Source organism: Brevibacillus sp. SIMBA_040 (genome assembly GCF_046535075.1).
In the GTDB taxonomy this organism is placed as follows: domain Bacteria; phylum Bacillota; class Bacilli; order Brevibacillales; family Brevibacillaceae; genus Brevibacillus.
The window spans coordinates 56,177-72,844 of sequence record NZ_JAWRXI010000019.1 but is presented as its reverse complement, the minus strand read 5'-3'; the positions used below and the strand labels follow the sequence as shown (position 1 = coordinate 72,844).

Annotated in this window: 18 protein-coding genes; 16 read left to right on the top strand and 2 right to left on the bottom strand. The window is 47.5% G+C overall.

Annotated features, from left to right (window positions below):
- Window positions 1-4 precede the first annotated feature (4 nt).
- The 13 genes from SB752_RS25640 (at window position 5) to SB752_RS25580 (ending at window position 11,695) form a co-directional block, all read left to right on the top strand.
- A complete protein-coding gene (locus tag SB752_RS25640) occupies window positions 5-1,975 on the top strand; it encodes a cbb3-type cytochrome c oxidase subunit I (protein ID WP_410718318.1) in 1,971 nt (656 codons plus the stop codon).
- An 8-nt stretch (window positions 1,976-1,983) separates the two neighbouring features.
- The gene (cyoC, locus tag SB752_RS25635; protein WP_410718365.1) at window positions 1,984-2,595 is read left to right on the top strand and encodes a cytochrome o ubiquinol oxidase subunit III; all 612 of its coding nucleotides are present in this window, start codon (window positions 1,984-1,986) and stop codon (window positions 2,593-2,595) included.
- Between the two features lies 1 nt (window position 2,596).
- A complete protein-coding gene (gene cyoD, locus SB752_RS25630; protein ID WP_049737207.1) occupies window positions 2,597-2,914 on the top strand; it encodes a cytochrome o ubiquinol oxidase subunit IV in 318 nt (105 codons plus the stop codon).
- Window positions 2,915-3,038: 124 nt separating this feature from the next.
- The gene (locus SB752_RS25625) at window positions 3,039-3,563 is read left to right on the top strand and encodes a GNAT family N-acetyltransferase (protein ID WP_410718317.1); all 525 of its coding nucleotides are present in this window, start codon (window positions 3,039-3,041) and stop codon (window positions 3,561-3,563) included.
- 424 nt (window positions 3,564-3,987) lie between these two features.
- Window positions 3,988-4,809, top strand: coding sequence for a transporter substrate-binding domain-containing protein (locus SB752_RS25620; protein WP_410718316.1), 822 nt, complete (start codon window positions 3,988-3,990; stop codon window positions 4,807-4,809).
- 51 nt (window positions 4,810-4,860) lie between these two features.
- On the top strand, window positions 4,861-5,514 hold the full coding sequence (locus SB752_RS25615) for an amino acid ABC transporter permease (protein WP_103106787.1): 654 nt from the start codon (window positions 4,861-4,863) through the stop codon (window positions 5,512-5,514).
- A 36-nt stretch (window positions 5,515-5,550) separates the two neighbouring features.
- Window positions 5,551-6,279 (top strand): amino acid ABC transporter ATP-binding protein, encoded by a 729-nt coding sequence (locus SB752_RS25610; protein WP_410718315.1) that lies wholly within the window; start codon window positions 5,551-5,553, stop codon window positions 6,277-6,279.
- Between the two features lie 150 nt (window positions 6,280-6,429).
- A complete protein-coding gene (locus tag SB752_RS25605) occupies window positions 6,430-8,049 on the top strand; it encodes an amidohydrolase (RefSeq protein WP_410718314.1) in 1,620 nt (539 codons plus the stop codon).
- 153 nt (window positions 8,050-8,202) lie between these two features.
- Window positions 8,203-8,772 carry an FAD-dependent oxidoreductase gene (locus SB752_RS25600; RefSeq protein WP_410718313.1) on the top strand — a complete coding sequence of 190 codons (570 nt, stop codon included), beginning with the start codon at window positions 8,203-8,205 and terminating at the stop codon, window positions 8,770-8,772.
- 176 nt (window positions 8,773-8,948) lie between these two features.
- Window positions 8,949-10,472, top strand: a complete 1,524-nt coding sequence (locus tag SB752_RS25595; RefSeq protein ID WP_410718312.1) for an MDR family MFS transporter — start codon at window positions 8,949-8,951, stop codon at window positions 10,470-10,472.
- Window positions 10,473-10,485: 13 nt separating this feature from the next.
- Window positions 10,486-11,013 (top strand): helix-turn-helix transcriptional regulator, encoded by a 528-nt coding sequence (locus tag SB752_RS25590; protein WP_410718311.1) that lies wholly within the window; start codon window positions 10,486-10,488, stop codon window positions 11,011-11,013.
- A gap of 93 nt (window positions 11,014-11,106) precedes the next feature.
- A complete protein-coding gene (locus SB752_RS25585) occupies window positions 11,107-11,397 on the top strand; it encodes a DUF3817 domain-containing protein (protein ID WP_103106796.1) in 291 nt (96 codons plus the stop codon).
- A 94-nt stretch (window positions 11,398-11,491) separates the two neighbouring features.
- Window positions 11,492-11,695, top strand: coding sequence for a hypothetical protein (locus SB752_RS25580; RefSeq protein WP_410718310.1), 204 nt, complete (start codon window positions 11,492-11,494; stop codon window positions 11,693-11,695).
- Between the two features lie 127 nt (window positions 11,696-11,822).
- Here SB752_RS25580 and SB752_RS25575 read toward each other — a convergent pair whose 3' ends face one another.
- Window positions 11,823-13,016, bottom strand: coding sequence for an MFS transporter (locus SB752_RS25575; protein ID WP_410718309.1), 1,194 nt, complete (start codon window positions 13,014-13,016; stop codon window positions 11,823-11,825).
- Entirely contained in the window at window positions 13,013-14,188 is a 1,176-nt protein-coding gene (locus SB752_RS25570) for a serine hydrolase domain-containing protein (protein ID WP_410718308.1), read from the bottom strand. Before SB752_RS25570 ends, SB752_RS25575 begins: the two co-directional genes overlap by 4 nt.
- Window positions 14,189-14,354: 166 nt before the next feature.
- Here SB752_RS25570 and SB752_RS25565 point away from each other — a divergent pair, with 166 nt between their 5' ends.
- The 3 genes from SB752_RS25565 to SB752_RS25555 all read left to right on the top strand — a co-directional run bounded on the left by SB752_RS25565 (window position 14,355) and on the right by SB752_RS25555 (window position 16,666).
- Window positions 14,355-14,801, top strand: a complete 447-nt coding sequence (locus tag SB752_RS25565) for an Lrp/AsnC family transcriptional regulator (protein WP_410718307.1) — start codon at window positions 14,355-14,357, stop codon at window positions 14,799-14,801.
- 42 nt (window positions 14,802-14,843) lie between these two features.
- On the top strand, window positions 14,844-16,049 hold the full coding sequence (locus tag SB752_RS25560; protein WP_410718306.1) for a chromate transporter: 1,206 nt from the start codon (window positions 14,844-14,846) through the stop codon (window positions 16,047-16,049).
- A 101-nt stretch (window positions 16,050-16,150) separates the two neighbouring features.
- Window positions 16,151-16,666 carry a DUF2179 domain-containing protein gene (locus SB752_RS25555; protein WP_212964143.1) on the top strand — a complete coding sequence of 172 codons (516 nt, stop codon included), beginning with the start codon at window positions 16,151-16,153 and terminating at the stop codon, window positions 16,664-16,666.
- Window positions 16,667-16,668: the final 2 nt, after the last annotated feature.

Sequence of the window (16,668 nt, the reverse complement as noted above, 5' to 3'; positions counted from 1 at the left end):
CCAAGTGTGGGAGAACATTAAGGAATTTGCATCCACGTTCTTTGTAACTGGTGACCCGCTAATTTACGGTGCGGACGTTTCGATTGCCCTTACCATGATAGCAATCGTGTTTGTACTGACCAAGTATAAAAAATGGGGTTGGCTGTGGCGCGAATGGCTGACTACGGTTGACCATAAACGTATCGGTATCATGTACTTGATCGCATCACTCTTGATGCTATTCCGCGGTGGGGTCGACGCCCTGCTGATGCGATTACAGCTGGCATTCCCGAATATGGAGTTTTTACATTCGGAGCACTACAATGCGATCTTTACGACTCACGGTACGATCATGATTTTGTTCATGGCGATGCCGATGATGTTCGGTTTGTTCAACATGGTAGTTCCGCTTCAATTAGGTGCGCGTGACGTAGCGTATCCATTCCTGAACGCACTCAGCTTCTGGTTGTTCATGCTCGGTGCGATGCTGTTCAACCTTTCGTTCGTAATCGGTGGTTCACCAGAAGCTGGTTGGTTGTCTTATCCACCGTTGTCACAAAATGATTTCAGTCCGGGACCAGGACAAAACTTCTGGATCTGGGGTATTCAGATTTCTGGTATCGGTAGTTTGGCTACGGGGATTAACTTCATCGTAACCATCCTGAAAATGCGTGCTCCTGGCATGAAATTGTCTCAAATGCCATTGTTCAGCTGGTCTGTATTGTCTTCCAGCATCATGATCATCTTTGCTTTCCCGATCTTGACTGTAACAATCGCACTGTTGTTCCTTGACCGTTTTGCAGGCGCCCACTTCTTTACAATGGACGGCGGCGGAAATCCGATGATGTATTTGAACCTCATCTGGATGTGGGGTCACCCTGAGGTATATATCGTTGTTGTACCAGCATTTGGTATCTTCTCTGAGGTTGTAGCAACCTTTTCGCGTAAAAAGATTTTCGGTTACAAATCCATGGTTTGGGCATTAATGGCGATTGCCGTTGCATCCTTCTTTACATGGGCTCACCATTTCTTCACCATGGGTACTAGTGCAAGTGTTATTGCGTTCTTTGCGATATCGACGATGGTCATTGCAGTTCCGACCGGGGTTAAGGTATTTAACTGGTTGTTTACGATGTTCCGCGGTCGGATATCCTTTAAACAACCAATGCTGTGGACTATCGCTTTTATCCCTTGTTTCCTCGTAGGTGGAGCAACAGGTGTTATGTTGGCGGTAGCACCGGCAGACTATCAGTATCACAATAGTTACTTCCTGATTGCCCACTTCCACCAAGTATTGATCGGTGGGGTAGTGTTCGGTTACCTGGCAGGTATTTACTACTGGTGGCCAAAACTGTTCGGCTTCAAGCTCGATGAGAAATTGGGCCAATGGGGCTTCTGGTTCTGGAATATCGGTTTCTATGTATGCTTCATGCCACAATACGCACTCGGCTTCATGGGTATGACTCGCCGTTACTATACGTACGGCTGGGATCGCGGTTGGGCTGATATGAACCTGGTTTCTACCGTCGGTGCTTTCATGATGGGGATCGGTTTCATTTTCCAAGTATGGCAAATCGCTTACAGCATCAAGCATGGGGAACGCGATAAAACAGGCGACCCATGGAATGGACGCACGCTGGAATGGTCGATTCCATCGCCAGCTCCGTTCTATAACTTCGCTGTCGTGCCAACGGTGAAAGACTCTGACGACTGGTGGGCAACGAAACAAGCGAAAGCAAATGGTACGTATAAAGAAGAGCCTGTGCATCTGGAGCCAATCCACATGCCGAAAAACTCGGGCATACCGTTTATCATGTCTCTGTTCTGGTTCATGGTTGGATTTGGTTTCACGTTCGGATGGGTTTGGATCGCAGTAATTGGATTCATTGGAGTGTTTGCGTGCATGTGGGTACGTTCCTTCCAATATGATACGGATTATTATGTACCGGTGGATGAAGTGCGACGCACCGAGGCTTCACTGGGGAGGGTATTGTAATGCAACAGATGGCTAAGCATCACGACCATGGTCACGGACACGATCATGATCATGGTCATGAAGAGCACGAACAACTAAAGGTTCTTGGTTTTTGGATCTTCGTTGTAACGGACTGCATTCTGTTCGGTTCGCTGTTTGCCACCTATGCAGTAATGATGCATAGCTTCGCTGGTGGGCCGACTGGTAAAGAATTGTTTGAGCTTCCTGGGATTATCGCTTCCACCTTTATCTTGCTGACAAGTAGCTTTACGAGTGGTTTGGCTGTCTTGGCAATGAACAAAGGCAAAGTGAAAGAATTGATCGCGTGGCTGGCTGTAACTGCCGTCCTCGGTCTGTCCTTCGTAGTGCTGGAGATTAACGAGTTTACGCATTTGATGCATGAAGGAGCAACCATGGCCACTAGTGGTTTCTGGTCCGCCTTCTTCACGCTGGTTGGTACGCACGGATTGCACGTATCCGTTGGTCTGTTCTGGATGGTAGCATTGATGATTCAGCTGAAACGCCGCGGAATCACACCTGTTACTCGCCGCAAAGTAACCAACCTGAGCTTGTACTGGCACTTCCTGGACGTAGTGTGGATCTTCCTCTTCACAGTCGTCTATCTGATGGGGGTGATGTAAGATGACGCAACATGAAAATCATGGAGATCATCACAATCATGGTTCGTTGAAGTCGTACGTGATTGGTTTCATCCTGTCGATTGTGCTCACCATTATTCCATTGGTGCTAGTCATGAATCAGATGATGAGTAAAACAGCTACGCTGATTACCATCATGGTGATGGCCATCTTGCAATTCGTGATTCAGCTGTTCTTCTTCATGCATATCCGCGAGGGAGAAAAGCCGCGTTACAACGTACAGACATTGATCCTGGGACTTGTGATTGTTTTGACAATCGTTCTTGGTTCCATTTGGATCATGACCTTTAACAAATACTAAAAGAAGTTCAAAACCTCTTGGGGAAATCCCGAGAGGTTTTTTGCTGTTCTTGCTTGTTGGCGCTTCGATCGCGTGGTAAGATGTACGGAATTTACAAAAGACCATGCAAAAGGGGAGTGAGAGTATGGAGAAGCAGCTTCAATTGGTGAAGCCATCCCAAGAATACTACGACGAATATGTTTCTTTTTATGAGGAATGGAAAAATAGCAAAGAACCAATCGTGCCCTGGGTGGTGGACAAGGAGCCTTACGATTTTGCAGCCTATCTGCATTTTCTGGAGAGTGAAGTGGACGAAAATATTCTTCCAGCAGATTTTGTGCCTCATACTACGTACTGGCTGAGGCGAGAGGATGGACGGATCGTGGGAGCGGTCAACATTCGCCATCGATTAAATGACCGCTTGCTTCGCGTAGGAGGGCACATCGGTTACGGGATCAGACCGTCAGAGAGACAAAAGGGCTATGCCACTGCGATTCTGGCCAAGTCCTTAGAAATAACGAGAGAGTTGGGACTGGAAAAGGTATTGGTGGTCTGTGACAGCTGGAATACGGCATCGGAAAAAACGATACTAAAAAATGGCGGAGTGCTGGAATCCGATTATACGGAAGAAGATGGCAACGTAGTCAGAAGATATTGGATAGAACTATAGGTAAAAGAGAGGGGGCTTTTTGAAAGACAGATAACCCTCTCCTTATTTGTTTTGATAATAGGGAGTGAACAATAATATAAATATTCTTTATATTCAGAATAATTATCTTGCCTATTTATTACACTGGAAATAAAATATCAAGTAAATATGTGCGCCTTTCAAAACTGTTTTTCATCCTGCATCATTTTCTCACCCACAAAGCTGTGAAATCCTGCCCCCGCAACTACGATCAGCTACCGCGCGACAAACTTCCTGTTTTTTATCGTATGGACTAGACTCCTCTTGGTATATAACCCAGCAATCGTTGGCTTATATAAATCAGTACCACCCTAGTTAAGGAGGGGCACGCTTTTTTATTGCTATCACGTTTTTTTATGCGTAAGCGGCAAAACAGATCGTTGAAAATCGACTAGGGGGTAAAGAGATGAAGAAATGGACGTTTATGTGGTTGGTGCTGCTGCTGGTCATCGTAACGGGATGTTCTCAGGAGGCAGCGACGGGAGTGAGTGGTCCGTCCACGATCCAAAAAGTCGTGGATAAGAAAAAGCTTGTGATCGGTACTTCTAGCGGTTATTTTCCGTTTGAAATGAAGGACAAGGAAGGAAAGTTCGTCGGGTATGACATGGATTTGGGAAAAGCAATGGCAGATGCCCTGAAGGTAGAAGTCGAATTCAAGGATTACAGCGATTTTGGCGGTCTGATTCCTGCTCTGCAAACTGGTGATATCGACATGGTCATCTCCGGTATGACGATTCGCGGGGATCGAGCGCTCGCCGTCAGCTTTTCCGATCCATACTACTCATCGGGACAAGTCCTCATGGTTCCGAAAAAAGATAGTACGACACAAGGTTGGAAGGAATTGGACCAGCCTGGTAAAAAAATTGCTGTAGGACAGGGCTCCTCTGGTGCCCTGCTGGCTAAGCAGCTGTTCAAAAACGCGACAATCATGGATTTCGATGGCTTTACCAACGCTGCGCTGGCAGTGAAGCAGGCACAAGCAGACGCGCTTGTCTTTGATGAGCCCGGTGTTCGCGTTTTTGAAATCATGAATGCCGACTCGGTTCGAGGTGTGTACGAAGTGTTGTCTACGGAGAATCTGGGTATCGCATTGCCTCTGAATGATCAGGCGACGATTCAATGGGTGAATTCCTTCCTGGCTTCGTATCGGAATGGGCTGGACGATCAGATTTCGGTCAATAAATGGTTCAAATCAAGTGAGTGGATCAATCAGGTGCAGCAACAATAAAAAATACGCCATGGATTTAAATAGGAGCGGATGAAAGGAAGGGGGTAGAACATGGGTAGCGCCTGGAATGTGATTCCTCAAAATATGCATTTATTATGGGATGGTTTATTGTTGACGCTGCAGCTGTCCGCATGCGCACTGCTCGTGAGTATCCCCGTAGGAATTTTGCTTGGGCTGTGTAGAATCTCTGGAAATCGGGTGGTTTCTTTTCTGGCAGTCAGCTACGTGGAGTTTATTCGTGGAGTTCCCTTGCTCGTCTTGTTGTTCTGGATCTATTTTGTCCTCGGCAAGTATTTGAAAATGGGTCCCTTTTTGGCGGGAGTTTTCGGTTTGGGCTTGTTTTCGGCAGCCTTCATAGCTGAGATCGTACGGGCAGGAATTCAAGCTGTACCACGAGGTCAGATGGAGGCTGCTCGTTCCTCCGGGATGACATACGTGCAGGCGATGCGTTTTATCATCCTGCCGCAAGCAATGCGCAAAGTATTGCCGCCCATGGCTTCTCAGTTTATTACCCTTATCAAGGACTCCTCGCTCGTATCCGTCATCTCAGTGGTCGACCTGACGCTGGTCGCCAAAAACCTGGTATCTACAACGTTTCGCTCGCTAGAGGTATGGACGTTTGTGGCGATTATGTATTTCTGTATCACCTTTTTCCTGTCTCAAATCATCAGTGCGCTGGAGAGGAGATATCGGGTATCCGAATAGGGGGGCGCATAATCAACGGTACAAGGAGGCCAGGCAGTGATCCAAATTAAACAGGTGAACAAAAGCTACGGCAGTGTGAATGTCCTGCAAGATATTAATCTGGAAATACCCGAGTCCAATGTGTATGCCCTGATTGGACCAAGCGGCGCGGGAAAAAGCACACTGATTCGCAGCATGAATGCACTGGAAAAAATCCAGACAGGCGAAATCATTGTCGATGGGACGTCCGTACACGATCGACGGACGAATATAAACAAATTGCGGTCAGATATCGGCTTTGTGTTCCAAGCTTTTAATCTGTACCCGCATCTGACTGCGGTTGAAAATGTAGCGATAGCCCCTGTTCAGGTGAAAAAGGTGTCAAAGGAAGAAGCGACAGAAAAAGCAAAAAAACTGCTGACATCTCTTGGGCTGGGGGAGAAGTACGACTCGTTTCCAGGCCAGCTTTCTGGCGGACAGCAGCAGCGGGTAGCCATCGCGCGGGCCCTCGCCATGGACCCGAAAGTCATGCTTTTCGATGAACCGACCTCGGCCCTGGACCCCGAGATGATCAAGGAAGTGCTGGATGCGATCAGAGGATTGGCGTCCAGTGGAATGACGATGGTAGTCGTCACACATGAGATGGGGTTTGCCCGGGAAATTTGTGATCAGATCGTATTTATGGCAGCTGGCAGGATTGTGGAAGTCGCCCCGCCGGAACAGTTTTTTACCGATCCAAAGTCAGATCGGGCGAAAGATTTTTTGTCAAAAGTACTGAATCATTAGCCGTTTCGCAAAGTAATCACGAGCTGCTTGTTTGGAGGGCGTGTAGATGAAAGTGGACACAAGCGGCTGCTAATCAAATTAGTCGTCGTTCTCAGGCAAATATTGCGGCTGCAAAAATGACGTTTACAGGATGATAGAGGAGGGATATCTATGACGACGATTTTTACCAACGGCAGGTTTTATACATTCGATCAGTCGCAGCCGACGGTTGAGGCTGTCGTAGTGAAGGATGGCAAGATTGTGGATTTGGGGAGCCATCGGGACATGCTACTGCAGTGGGGAAGACCAGAGGCATCCGTGAGAGATTTGGATGGAAAAACGGTGACACCGGGCCTTATAGACAGCCACCTTCATTTATCCTCAATCGCAACCAAAATGATGGCAATGGATCTGGGGAGCATAACCTCCAAGGATGGCTTGCTTCAATTGGTGAAGGAAAGAGCGAACAAAACACTAGCAACGGAATGGGTACAGGGAAGAGGCTGGGACGAAAATCGTTTCATCGCAGGTGGTTTGCCGACGATTGAGGAGCTGGACGCTGTGGCGCCGCATTGTCCTGTCCTTTTGACACGCGTTTGTGGCCATGTCGTCTTGGTAAACAGCAAAGCATTGGAGATTGCAGGCTATACTGCGGATATGGACATTCCAGCAGGGGGAACGGTTGTTCTTGATCCGATCACGCAAAAGCCGACTGGTTTGCTATTGGAAACAGCAGCCAATATTGTCCAGAGGCACATTCCTGATCTTACCTATGAGCAGCTCAAGCAAGCGCTGAAAAAGGCGATTGGGCAAGCGATGCAGTGTGGACTTACCAGCGTGCATACGGAGGATTTGCGTGGTCTCGGCGGATTGGATCAGACCTGGCGACTGTATGACGAGCTATTAAACGAAGAAAAGCTGGGGCTTCGTTGTAACCTGTTAATTTATTACCCGCATGTGAAACGGCTGGTTGAGCGCGGGATGTACGCTGGTTATGGAAATGAGAAGCTGCAGATCGGTGCTGTGAAAATATTTGCTGACGGAAGCTTTGGCGGTCGTACGGCGTATCTTTCCACGCCCTATACGGATGATCCAGGGAATGTGGGAAGTGAGATTCATGACGATGAGACATTGTATCAGCTGTTTAAGGAAGCTCGCGATGCCAAAATGCCAATCGCTGTTCATACAATTGGCGATCAGGCATTGGAAAATGTACTGGATACATTGGGCAAATTCCCGACTGTAGCGTACCGGGACCGGATGATTCATACTTCCCTGCTTCGCCCAGATTTACTGGAACGATTAAAGAGTCCAAATATCGTGGCGGATATTCAGCCCCGCTTTGTCGTCGGAGACTTCCCGTGGGTTGCGGAGCGGATTGGAGAAGAGCGGGCCAAGCAAGCTTATATTTGGAAAAGCATGCTGGATGCAGGTATTATGTGCGCTGGTGGCTCCGATGCTCCCGTAGAACCTTTGGAGCCACTCTTGGGCATTCACGCAGCGGTTTCACGTCGCGCCCCACAAGATACACATGAGGGATACTACCCGAGCGAGAATTTGACGATCGAGGAAGCAGTGCGCATTTTTACATACGGTGGCGCTCTGGCAACGAATGAGGAAGCGGTCAAAGGAACGCTTGGTAGAGGGAAGTATGCTGATATGACCGTGTTTTCGAAAAATCTGTTCCAGATCGAGCACGACGAGCTGTTGTCGACGATTATCGAGATGACGATCATCAATGGAGAAGTTTGTTACGAGCGCGGTGGCAATAAAAACTTGTGTGAAATCTAGGCTGCTTGACATACTAAATGAAGCCCGTTTTTCCTCTAACATGGAGGGAAGCGGGCATTTCAAATGTTGACTCGCATGTTTTAGGACTTTTTCTTTTTCGAAACTAAGTATATAATTATGTTGTGAAACACATTTTGGAAAGGGGAGTTACCTATGTTCGATATCGTGATTATTGGTGCAGGTCCAGCAGGGGGAAGTGCAGCATTGTTTGCAGCGAAGTCGGGGAAAAAGACATTGCTGATTGATAATGACAAAAGCATGACGAAACGCGCTTGGTTAGAAAATCATTACGGCATCCTGGAAGTGACAGGACCGGACTTGATTGAAACAGGCAAGAAGCAAGCGGCAAAATTCGGTGCGGAGCTGGTCACCGATCAAGTCAACAATATTACGAAATCCGAGCAAGGTTTCGTTGTAGAAACAGCTGAAAAAGGCTCCTTTGAAGCAAAGCATGTTATTTTGGCTACCGGTGCTGTGGTGACACTGGCTGAAGCGATTGGCGTCAATACCAAAGAAGGTACAGAGCCGCGCATCAAAACAGTAGTGGATGTTGATCAGCAAGGCAAAACAAACGTGGATGGTATCTGGGCAGCTGGTACGTGTGCGGGTGTAAGCGTACATACGATCATTACAGCTGGCGATGGAGCCAAAGTAGCGATCAATGTCATCAGTGAGCTGAATGGCGAGCGCTATGTAGACCACGATGTACTGAAAACGACCTAAGCAATTTAGATAGAGTTAGAAGCCATCTTCTTTGTGAGCCTCGTGTTCAGCCAAAGAAGATGGTTTTTTAATGTAGCGAAGGCTTTTTACGAGGAAGTAAATTTTTTACAGACTTTTGGTCAAATTTGAATATAATATTTAGAGTAATCATCATGGGAACGATAGGAGGAACTTGCTTGATTGCTAAAGAAAGCAAAGTAAATTTTGTCCTGGCGGGGCTATTACTGGGACTGCTCATGGCATCGATGGACAATACAATCGTAGCAACAGCGATGGGAACCATTGTAGGCGAAATGGGCGGGATGGATAAATTCGTTTGGGTTACCTCGGCTTATATGGTTGCTACGATGGCGGGGATGCCGATCTTTGGAAAGCTCTCAGATATGTACGGCAGAAAACGATTCTATGTGTTCGGACTGATTGTGTTTTTGATCGGCTCCATCCTCTGTGGAACGGCAAACAGCATCGTGGAGCTAAGTATTTATCGTGCGATTCAAGGGATCGGCGGCGGTGCCTTGATGCCGATTGCGTTTACCATCATCTTTGACGTATTCCCGCCTGAAAAGCGAGGAAAGATGACAGGTTTGTTCGGAGCTGTATTTGGTACATCCAGCGTATTTGGACCGTTGCTCGGTGCGTACATAACAGAGTATGTGGGCTGGCATTGGATTTTTTACATCAATGTGCCAATCGGCGCTCTGTCACTCTGGTTCATTTCCGTTTATTACCGAGAGTCATTGGAGCATCGCAAGCAAAGCATCGACTGGTGGGGAGCAGTTACACTCGTCGGGGCTGTTGTCAGCTTGATGTTCGCGCTTGAGCTGGGTGGCAATCAATTTGCCTGGAATTCGGTTCAGATCATTGGACTGTTTGTGTCCTTTGCTGTGCTGTTCGTCATTTTTCTGATCGTGGAGACCAAAGTACCAGAGCCGATCATCTCGTTTACGATGTTTAAAAGACGTCTGTTTGCTGCTTCCAATGCGGTAGCGCTATTGTACGGCTCTGCTTTTATTATTACGACTGTCTATTTGCCGCTTTTTATCCAAGGTGTATTCGGAGGCTCGGCTACGAATTCCGGATTGCTGTTGACACCGATGATGCTGGGCTCTGTTGTTGGCAGCCAGCTGGGTGGATTTTTGACGACAAAAACGAGCTTTCGCAACATTATGCTGACCTCGTCCGTCTTTTTCGTACCAGGCATTTTCCTGCTCAGTACATTATCACCTGAGATTTCCCGGGGGATGGTCACTTTTTACATGATCATTACCGGTTTTGGTGTAGGCTTTTCGTTCTCTGTACTCGGCATGGCAGCCATTCACGGCTTTGACATGCGGCAACGCGGTTCGGCCAGCTCGACTGGTTCCTTTTTCCGTTCGCTTGGGATGACCTTGGGGATTACGGTCTTTGGGATTTTGCAGCGTAACCAGTTTGAACATGGGATGTCATCTGCTTTTGCAGGACAAGACACAGGAATCGGAGCGATTACTGATCCGCGTGCGATTCTCACACCAGAGACACGTGCAGCGATTCCTGCTCCTGTTCTGGATAAAATTACGGATATCCTCGCCTCGTCTATTGCTCATACGTTTTTATGGGCGCTGGTTCCGGCAGTACTTGCGGTCGTATGTATTGTGCTGATGGGCAAAGAGCGAGTACTGATTCCCTCAAAAGAAAACAGGCCGAACCCTGAGCAGCACTAGAGGAGAAGCGGCCATGAGTATAAAACTGCTCATTCTTGGTCTGTTGATGGAGTGCGAAAAGCATCCTTATGAAGTCCAGCAGGTGGTTAAACAGCGTGGGATAGACTGCTATATTAAATACGCCAAAGGCTCCTTGTACTATGCCTTCGACCAATTGGCAAAAGCACATCTGATCGAGGTCGCAAACATTATCCGGGAGTCCAATCGCCCGGATAAAACGACCTATCGCATCACGGATAATGGAAGAGAAAAGTTTCAGCAGCTGTTGCTGGCAGAGATGCGTCGCCCGATTCAGCTGCATAATCCGATCTATGCGGCCCTGACTTTTTCTGCATACGGCGACCCAGAAAAAATGGCAGAGGCAGCTGCGGAAAATATTCGGGAGGTTCAGCGGGTGGCGGAGCTGCTCGAATCGATTTTGGAGCAGTCGAAAGACGCATTGGACTTTGGAGCGAGGGCAATTCTGATCGGGGCGATCGAGCATCTGCGTGCAGAAGAACGGTGGATTGAGCGTGTACGCCAAGAGGGGTTTGGAATTTGATTTTGAAATAATTATGAACATTGGACAATTGTTATCATTTCGATAGTTTTTCGTTTATAATGATGGTAATTACTTTCAAGGATGGTACCCCTCATGATGAATACCCCGCTTGGACGTTTTCGCGTAATTGGCATTCTGGAAGGAATCTCGTATTTGGTTTTGCTCGGGATCGCTATGCCACTCAAGTATTTTCTCGATGTACCAGCCGCAGTGAAAATTGTTGGTGCCCTTCATGGGCTGTTATTTGTACTCTACATTTTGGCACTAGCCCATGTAACGCTTAAAAACAGATGGTCAATCATTCGGGTGATCGGTGCTTTTATTGCATCCCTTCTTCCTTTTGGAAACTTTGTGTTGGATGCGAGATTGAAAAAAGAGCAATAGCAAGCTGTTTGGACTGTAAAGGCGGGTAAAAAGGTACCCGTCTTTGCTTCATATGTAAATATAAATCAAGAGAGATGAGATGGGGAGGATTCGTGTGGAGACCAGAATATTGTCAGGTAATCTAATATGGGACAAGGAAGGACAAATCCTTCTCGAAACCGTGACGGAGGATCAATATGTATTGGTACTCCCACAAATCATTACGCTAACGGAAACAGAGGAAAAGGTAGCGAGCGATGAGTTAACGGAGCAGCATAGCGGACTGAACGTGATTGCACGCTGCTTTGTTTATGAATAATAGAAAGCCGGGAGAGTCGCGGCTTGATTTGTTCGTCCAAGACTGATAATTCGGAAAACTAGATATAAAAAACCAGTTCATCTCACTTTGTAGGATGAACTGGTTTTTGAGCTGAAGAAAGAGTGATTTAGCCTCGTACAGTCATGACTGTCTTATCCCGATACTCCCTACGAACAAGATGAATGCGCAGTCCAATGCAAACAAGCGCTGCAACCAGATAGCAAAAGCCACTCCACAGGGTCCCGTGTATGCCAAACATGGATAGGAACCAACCACCTGTCCCCGAACCGAACGTCACGCCTAGATTGATAAATGAAATGTAGAGCGCAGTTGCAAATTCTGGAGCTTCAGGAGCTTCATCTGTTAGCCAAATTTGGGTCACGATCAGGCCGCTTGTATGAGCAGCTCCCCAATAAATCATGATCACGACGATCAGGAGCACGGCGGAGATGTCCCACATAAGAAGAAAATAAGCAATGCCGAGAGCAAGCGGATGAAGGAATGTTGTTTTGAGCTTGTTTCTGCTAATCAGGTTCCCCGCCAGCAGATTGCCTGCAACCCCACCAATTCCGAAGATGACGAGCAAGATACTGATCACTTCACCACCAAGGCCAAATGCTTGGCTCAGGTATTCGGCAGAATAGCTGTAGACCGAGAACATGGCTGCAAAAATGAACGTTGAAGCTCCGATATTAATCCAGAGAGGCACCTTGCGCAAAATGCTCAACTGCTTAGGGAAAGACATTGGTTCTGCCTGTTCCTTTTCAGGCAGCATAAGTGCAATCCCCAGACCTGCAATTCCGTTTACAATGGCGCAAAACAGGAACGCAGCCTCCATGGAAAATTGAACCGCAATGTACGCCGTGATCGGAACACCCAGCACCATTCCCATACTGGTGCCTACGAACGCTTTTGCGGCTACTTGGGTAGCCTTGTTTTCTGGATACAGAGATTTGGCAGCGACAAAAGCCAATGAAAAATAGACTGGGTGAAACATCGCTGGAATGATCCGAAGGGCTAAAAGAATAGAAAAGCTTGGCGCATAGGCTGACAGTAAACTGCTTGCAGTGAAAATAAATAGGGAGATCATCAAAACCTTTTTGCGATTATATTTGGACAGAAGCAGTACCATAAAGGGGCCGAGTACCGCAATAACCAGTGCGAATATGCCGACCAGCGTGCCTGCCATCGATGCTGTGACCTGATAATGTTCCATAATCACTGGGAGAATACCAACTACGCCAAATTCTATCGTGTATACACCAAATAAACCAAGTGCGATGAAAAATAACGGGTTTTTGAATGAACGTGTGACTGTCACTTGATTCCTCTGTAAATCTCATCGCATAGCTCTACTGTAAATAAACCGGCCATCCCCTCATACGCCGTATTGGTAAAAGCGACGACACTGAGCTTGCGAGCCGGGTCGACGAACCAGGAGTGACCATATGCTCCACCTAATCGCCAGGTGCCAGGAGATTCTGGAGTTTGGGCTGCTTCAGCGTCATGAAGGACGGTAAAGCCAAGTCCGAAGCCGCGTCCAGGCCAATTTGCCAATGGCAGCTCTCCTGTTTGGATCGTTCCCATTTCTCGGACCAGATCAGCAGGTAGAAGAGGGGCACCACCACTACGTAGTACCTCCAACAGGTGGAGGAAATCGCCTGCTGTACCAATCATCCCAGAGCCGCCAGAAGCAAAGGCATCTGCATCAAAAGCACGGGCTGGCTCAAAACGGATTCCGGCTGTGCCTTCAAAAACAGGAACAATATCGATTTCGCGCATACGGCGAGGATGAGGCTCGTCATTTACATAGGGAGTGACCAGTCTTTGCCCGTCACGAACGCCAAAAGAGGTATCAGTCAAATTCAATGGACGTATAACCAAGTCGTGGACCGCATCGGAGAGTGATGCATTCGTCACACGGCTAATCAGCGCGCCGAGCACATCTGTCGCCAAAGAATAGCCCCATTTCGTGCCTGGATCATAGAGCAGTGGCACGGAAGCGAGACGACGCAGATTTTCTTCCAACGTAAGACCAGAACGATCCATCCCATCCGACACACCTGCCAGGTGATAAGGACCGTTCTGATCTGCCTCCAAAAAGCCGTAGCTGAGTCCAGCCGTGTGTGTCAGCAACTGACGCAATGTGATTTTGGCTGGTTCACCACTACGTAAATGAGGACGGAATTCAGGCAGCCATTGATGGATATCGTCATCTAACCCGATTCGTCCTTGGGCAACCAGGACAAGCGCAGCGACTGAGACGATTGGCTTGGACACAGAAGCCAAACGAAATAAGGCATCCTCGGTCATCGGCTTGCTTGTCTCCCGATCAGCGAGTCCAGCAGCTCGACTATAGACGACATCACCATCTGCAGCTACTTTAACGACTGTGCCTACTAATCGGTGGTCCGCAAGTGTACGCTGGATCAAATCATCAATCAACAAACCAAGCTGAGTATATTGTGTGCTGGATGCATGAGAAGCTGACAAAGGAATCATCCTTTCTTCATCGTAAATTAATTACTTTATTTACGTAAGTATATTGTATAAATTCAGTTAATCCATTTACATAAGGGAACAAAGGTATTATGGTATTCTTACAAAGAAAATCCATTTATTTTCCCACAAAGGCTTTGAAATCATAGGAGGGGTTATGGTGGATCAAGTGGATAAGCATATACTGCTACAGCTGCAGGAGCATGGACGAATTTCCATGACTGAGCTGGGCAAGGCAGTCGGTTTATCGCAGCCTGCTGTAACGGAACGCGTACGACGGTTGGAAGAAAAAGGAGTTATTCAAGAGTATAGGGCTGTGCTCTCTCGGGAGAAAATCGGTAAGCAAGCGGCAGCATACATGCTTTTCCGGACGAAGGAATGCACTGCTTTTTTAGAGTTTTGCCGCAATAGTCCAGAGGTCATCGAATGTCACAGGATAAGCGGGGAACATAATTATTTGCTCAAAATAGTGACGGATTCGATGCAGGAGCTGGAAAGATTCGGGAACAGCTGTGATTTGTATGGAAATTATACGATTTTGATTGTCTTGTCCTCTCCGATTGATTACAAGAGCTTCGTACCCTCTATAGAAGAGAGGGTGTTGTAGGATGAGGTAGCGGAAAGCAGAAGGAGGGAGAGTAATCAGCCAATGAATACGAAGCGGGCACAGCCACATACGGAAAACAGCAAGCTGAAAAGAATACTCGAGTTATTTATCGTTTCTATGAAACTGGGAGCTACTTCATTTGGCGGACCCATCGCTCATCTCGGTTTTTTTCACGATGAATATATCAAGCGTAGAAAATGGCTGGATGAGAAAAGCTTTGCTCAGCTGGTAGCTGTTTGCCAAATCCTTCCGGGTCCTGCGAGCAGTCAGGTAGGGATCGGCATCGGAATCATTCGTGGTGGTTTGCTTGGAGGTATCGCTTGTTGGCTTGGTTTTACGCTGCCATCTGTTCTTGTCCTCGTGTTGTTTGCCATGTTTATGCAGGGATCAAATCTTGCACAGGCAGGGTGGATTCACGGACTAAAAATCGTAGCCGTTGCGATTGTTGCTCATGCCGTCATCGAGATGGGCAAAAAGCTGGCTCCTGACAAAAAGCGGGCAACGATTGCTGTATTGGCTGCTGCCGCTACTTTATTATGGCAAACGGCATTTGGGCAGGTCGTGGTCATCGTCCTTGCTGGACTACTCGGTTGGTCCTTTTATCGAAGTGAGCAGGCTTCCGTCGGTCAAGCCATTCGCGTACCCATAAAAAGATCAGTTGCTGTGCTTTGTTTGACGTTATTTATTTGTCTGCTGGTTGCACTGCCCGTTTTGAAAGGAGTGCTTTCTATTCCTTGGCTCGCGATGTTTGACAGCTTTTACAGGGCAGGCTCGCTTGTTTTTGGGGGAGGCCATGTCGTTCTTCCTCTGTTAGAAAGGGAAGTATTGCCGGCAGGATGGCTAACAAAGGAACAGTTTCTAGCCGGGTACGGCGCGACCCAAGCGGTACCAGGTCCGTTATTTACGTTTACAGCCTATTTGGGCGCTGTTATGAATGGATGGGCAGGGGCGGCAGTTGCGACGATCGCCATCTTTTTGCCTGCCTTTTTACTGGTTGCCGGGACGCTGCCATTCTGGGAGGCACTTCGCCAAAAGCGTGGCATACAGGGTGCTTTGGCAGGAGTGAATGCAGCTGTCGTGGGGATATTGTTAGCGGCGCTTTATGACCCGATCTGGGTCAGCTCGATTCTGGTTCCTGCTGATTTTGTGCTTGCTGCAATTTTATTTACGATGCTTGCCTATTGGAAAACCCCACCTTGGGTAATTGTGCCAATTGGGGCTTTAGGCGGTATTTTCATAAATAGCTAAATACCATAGTTTTTCATCTGGCTTTTGCCATATGGATCGCTTATATTGTAGTCACGTGACAAAATGACAAAGTGCCCGGATCGGGCGGGGGTAGGAGAGCAATGGGCTTTGAGTTTGTTTTGATCATCATCGGAATTAACATTCTGTATGTATCCTTTTTTACATTACGTTTGTTAATGGTGATCAAAGGTTATCGCGTGATGGCATCCATTTTGGCTATGGTAGAAGTTTTTGTTTATTTGAAAGGATTGGCAATTGTTCTGGATAACCTGGACAATTGGGTGAATCTTGCCGCGTATTGCATCGGTTGGGGAATGGGTGTCTTCATCGGCAGTAAGATCGAGGAGTACTTGGCCTTGGGTTATGTGACGCTGCAGGTGGTTGTAGACTCTGTTGATCTGGAAGTTCCCGTGAAGCTGCGTGAGCAAGGCTTTGGCGTAACCTCCTGGGTTGCGGAAGGCCGCGACGGACACCGCTTGATGATGCAGGTACTGACCAAACGGACGAATGAAAAAAAACTGTGGAAGCTCATTAATGAGATAGCGCCCAAAGCATTTGTTATCTCCTTTGAGGCAAAGCAATTAAAAGGCGGATTCTGGGTTAACCGCCTCCGTTAATA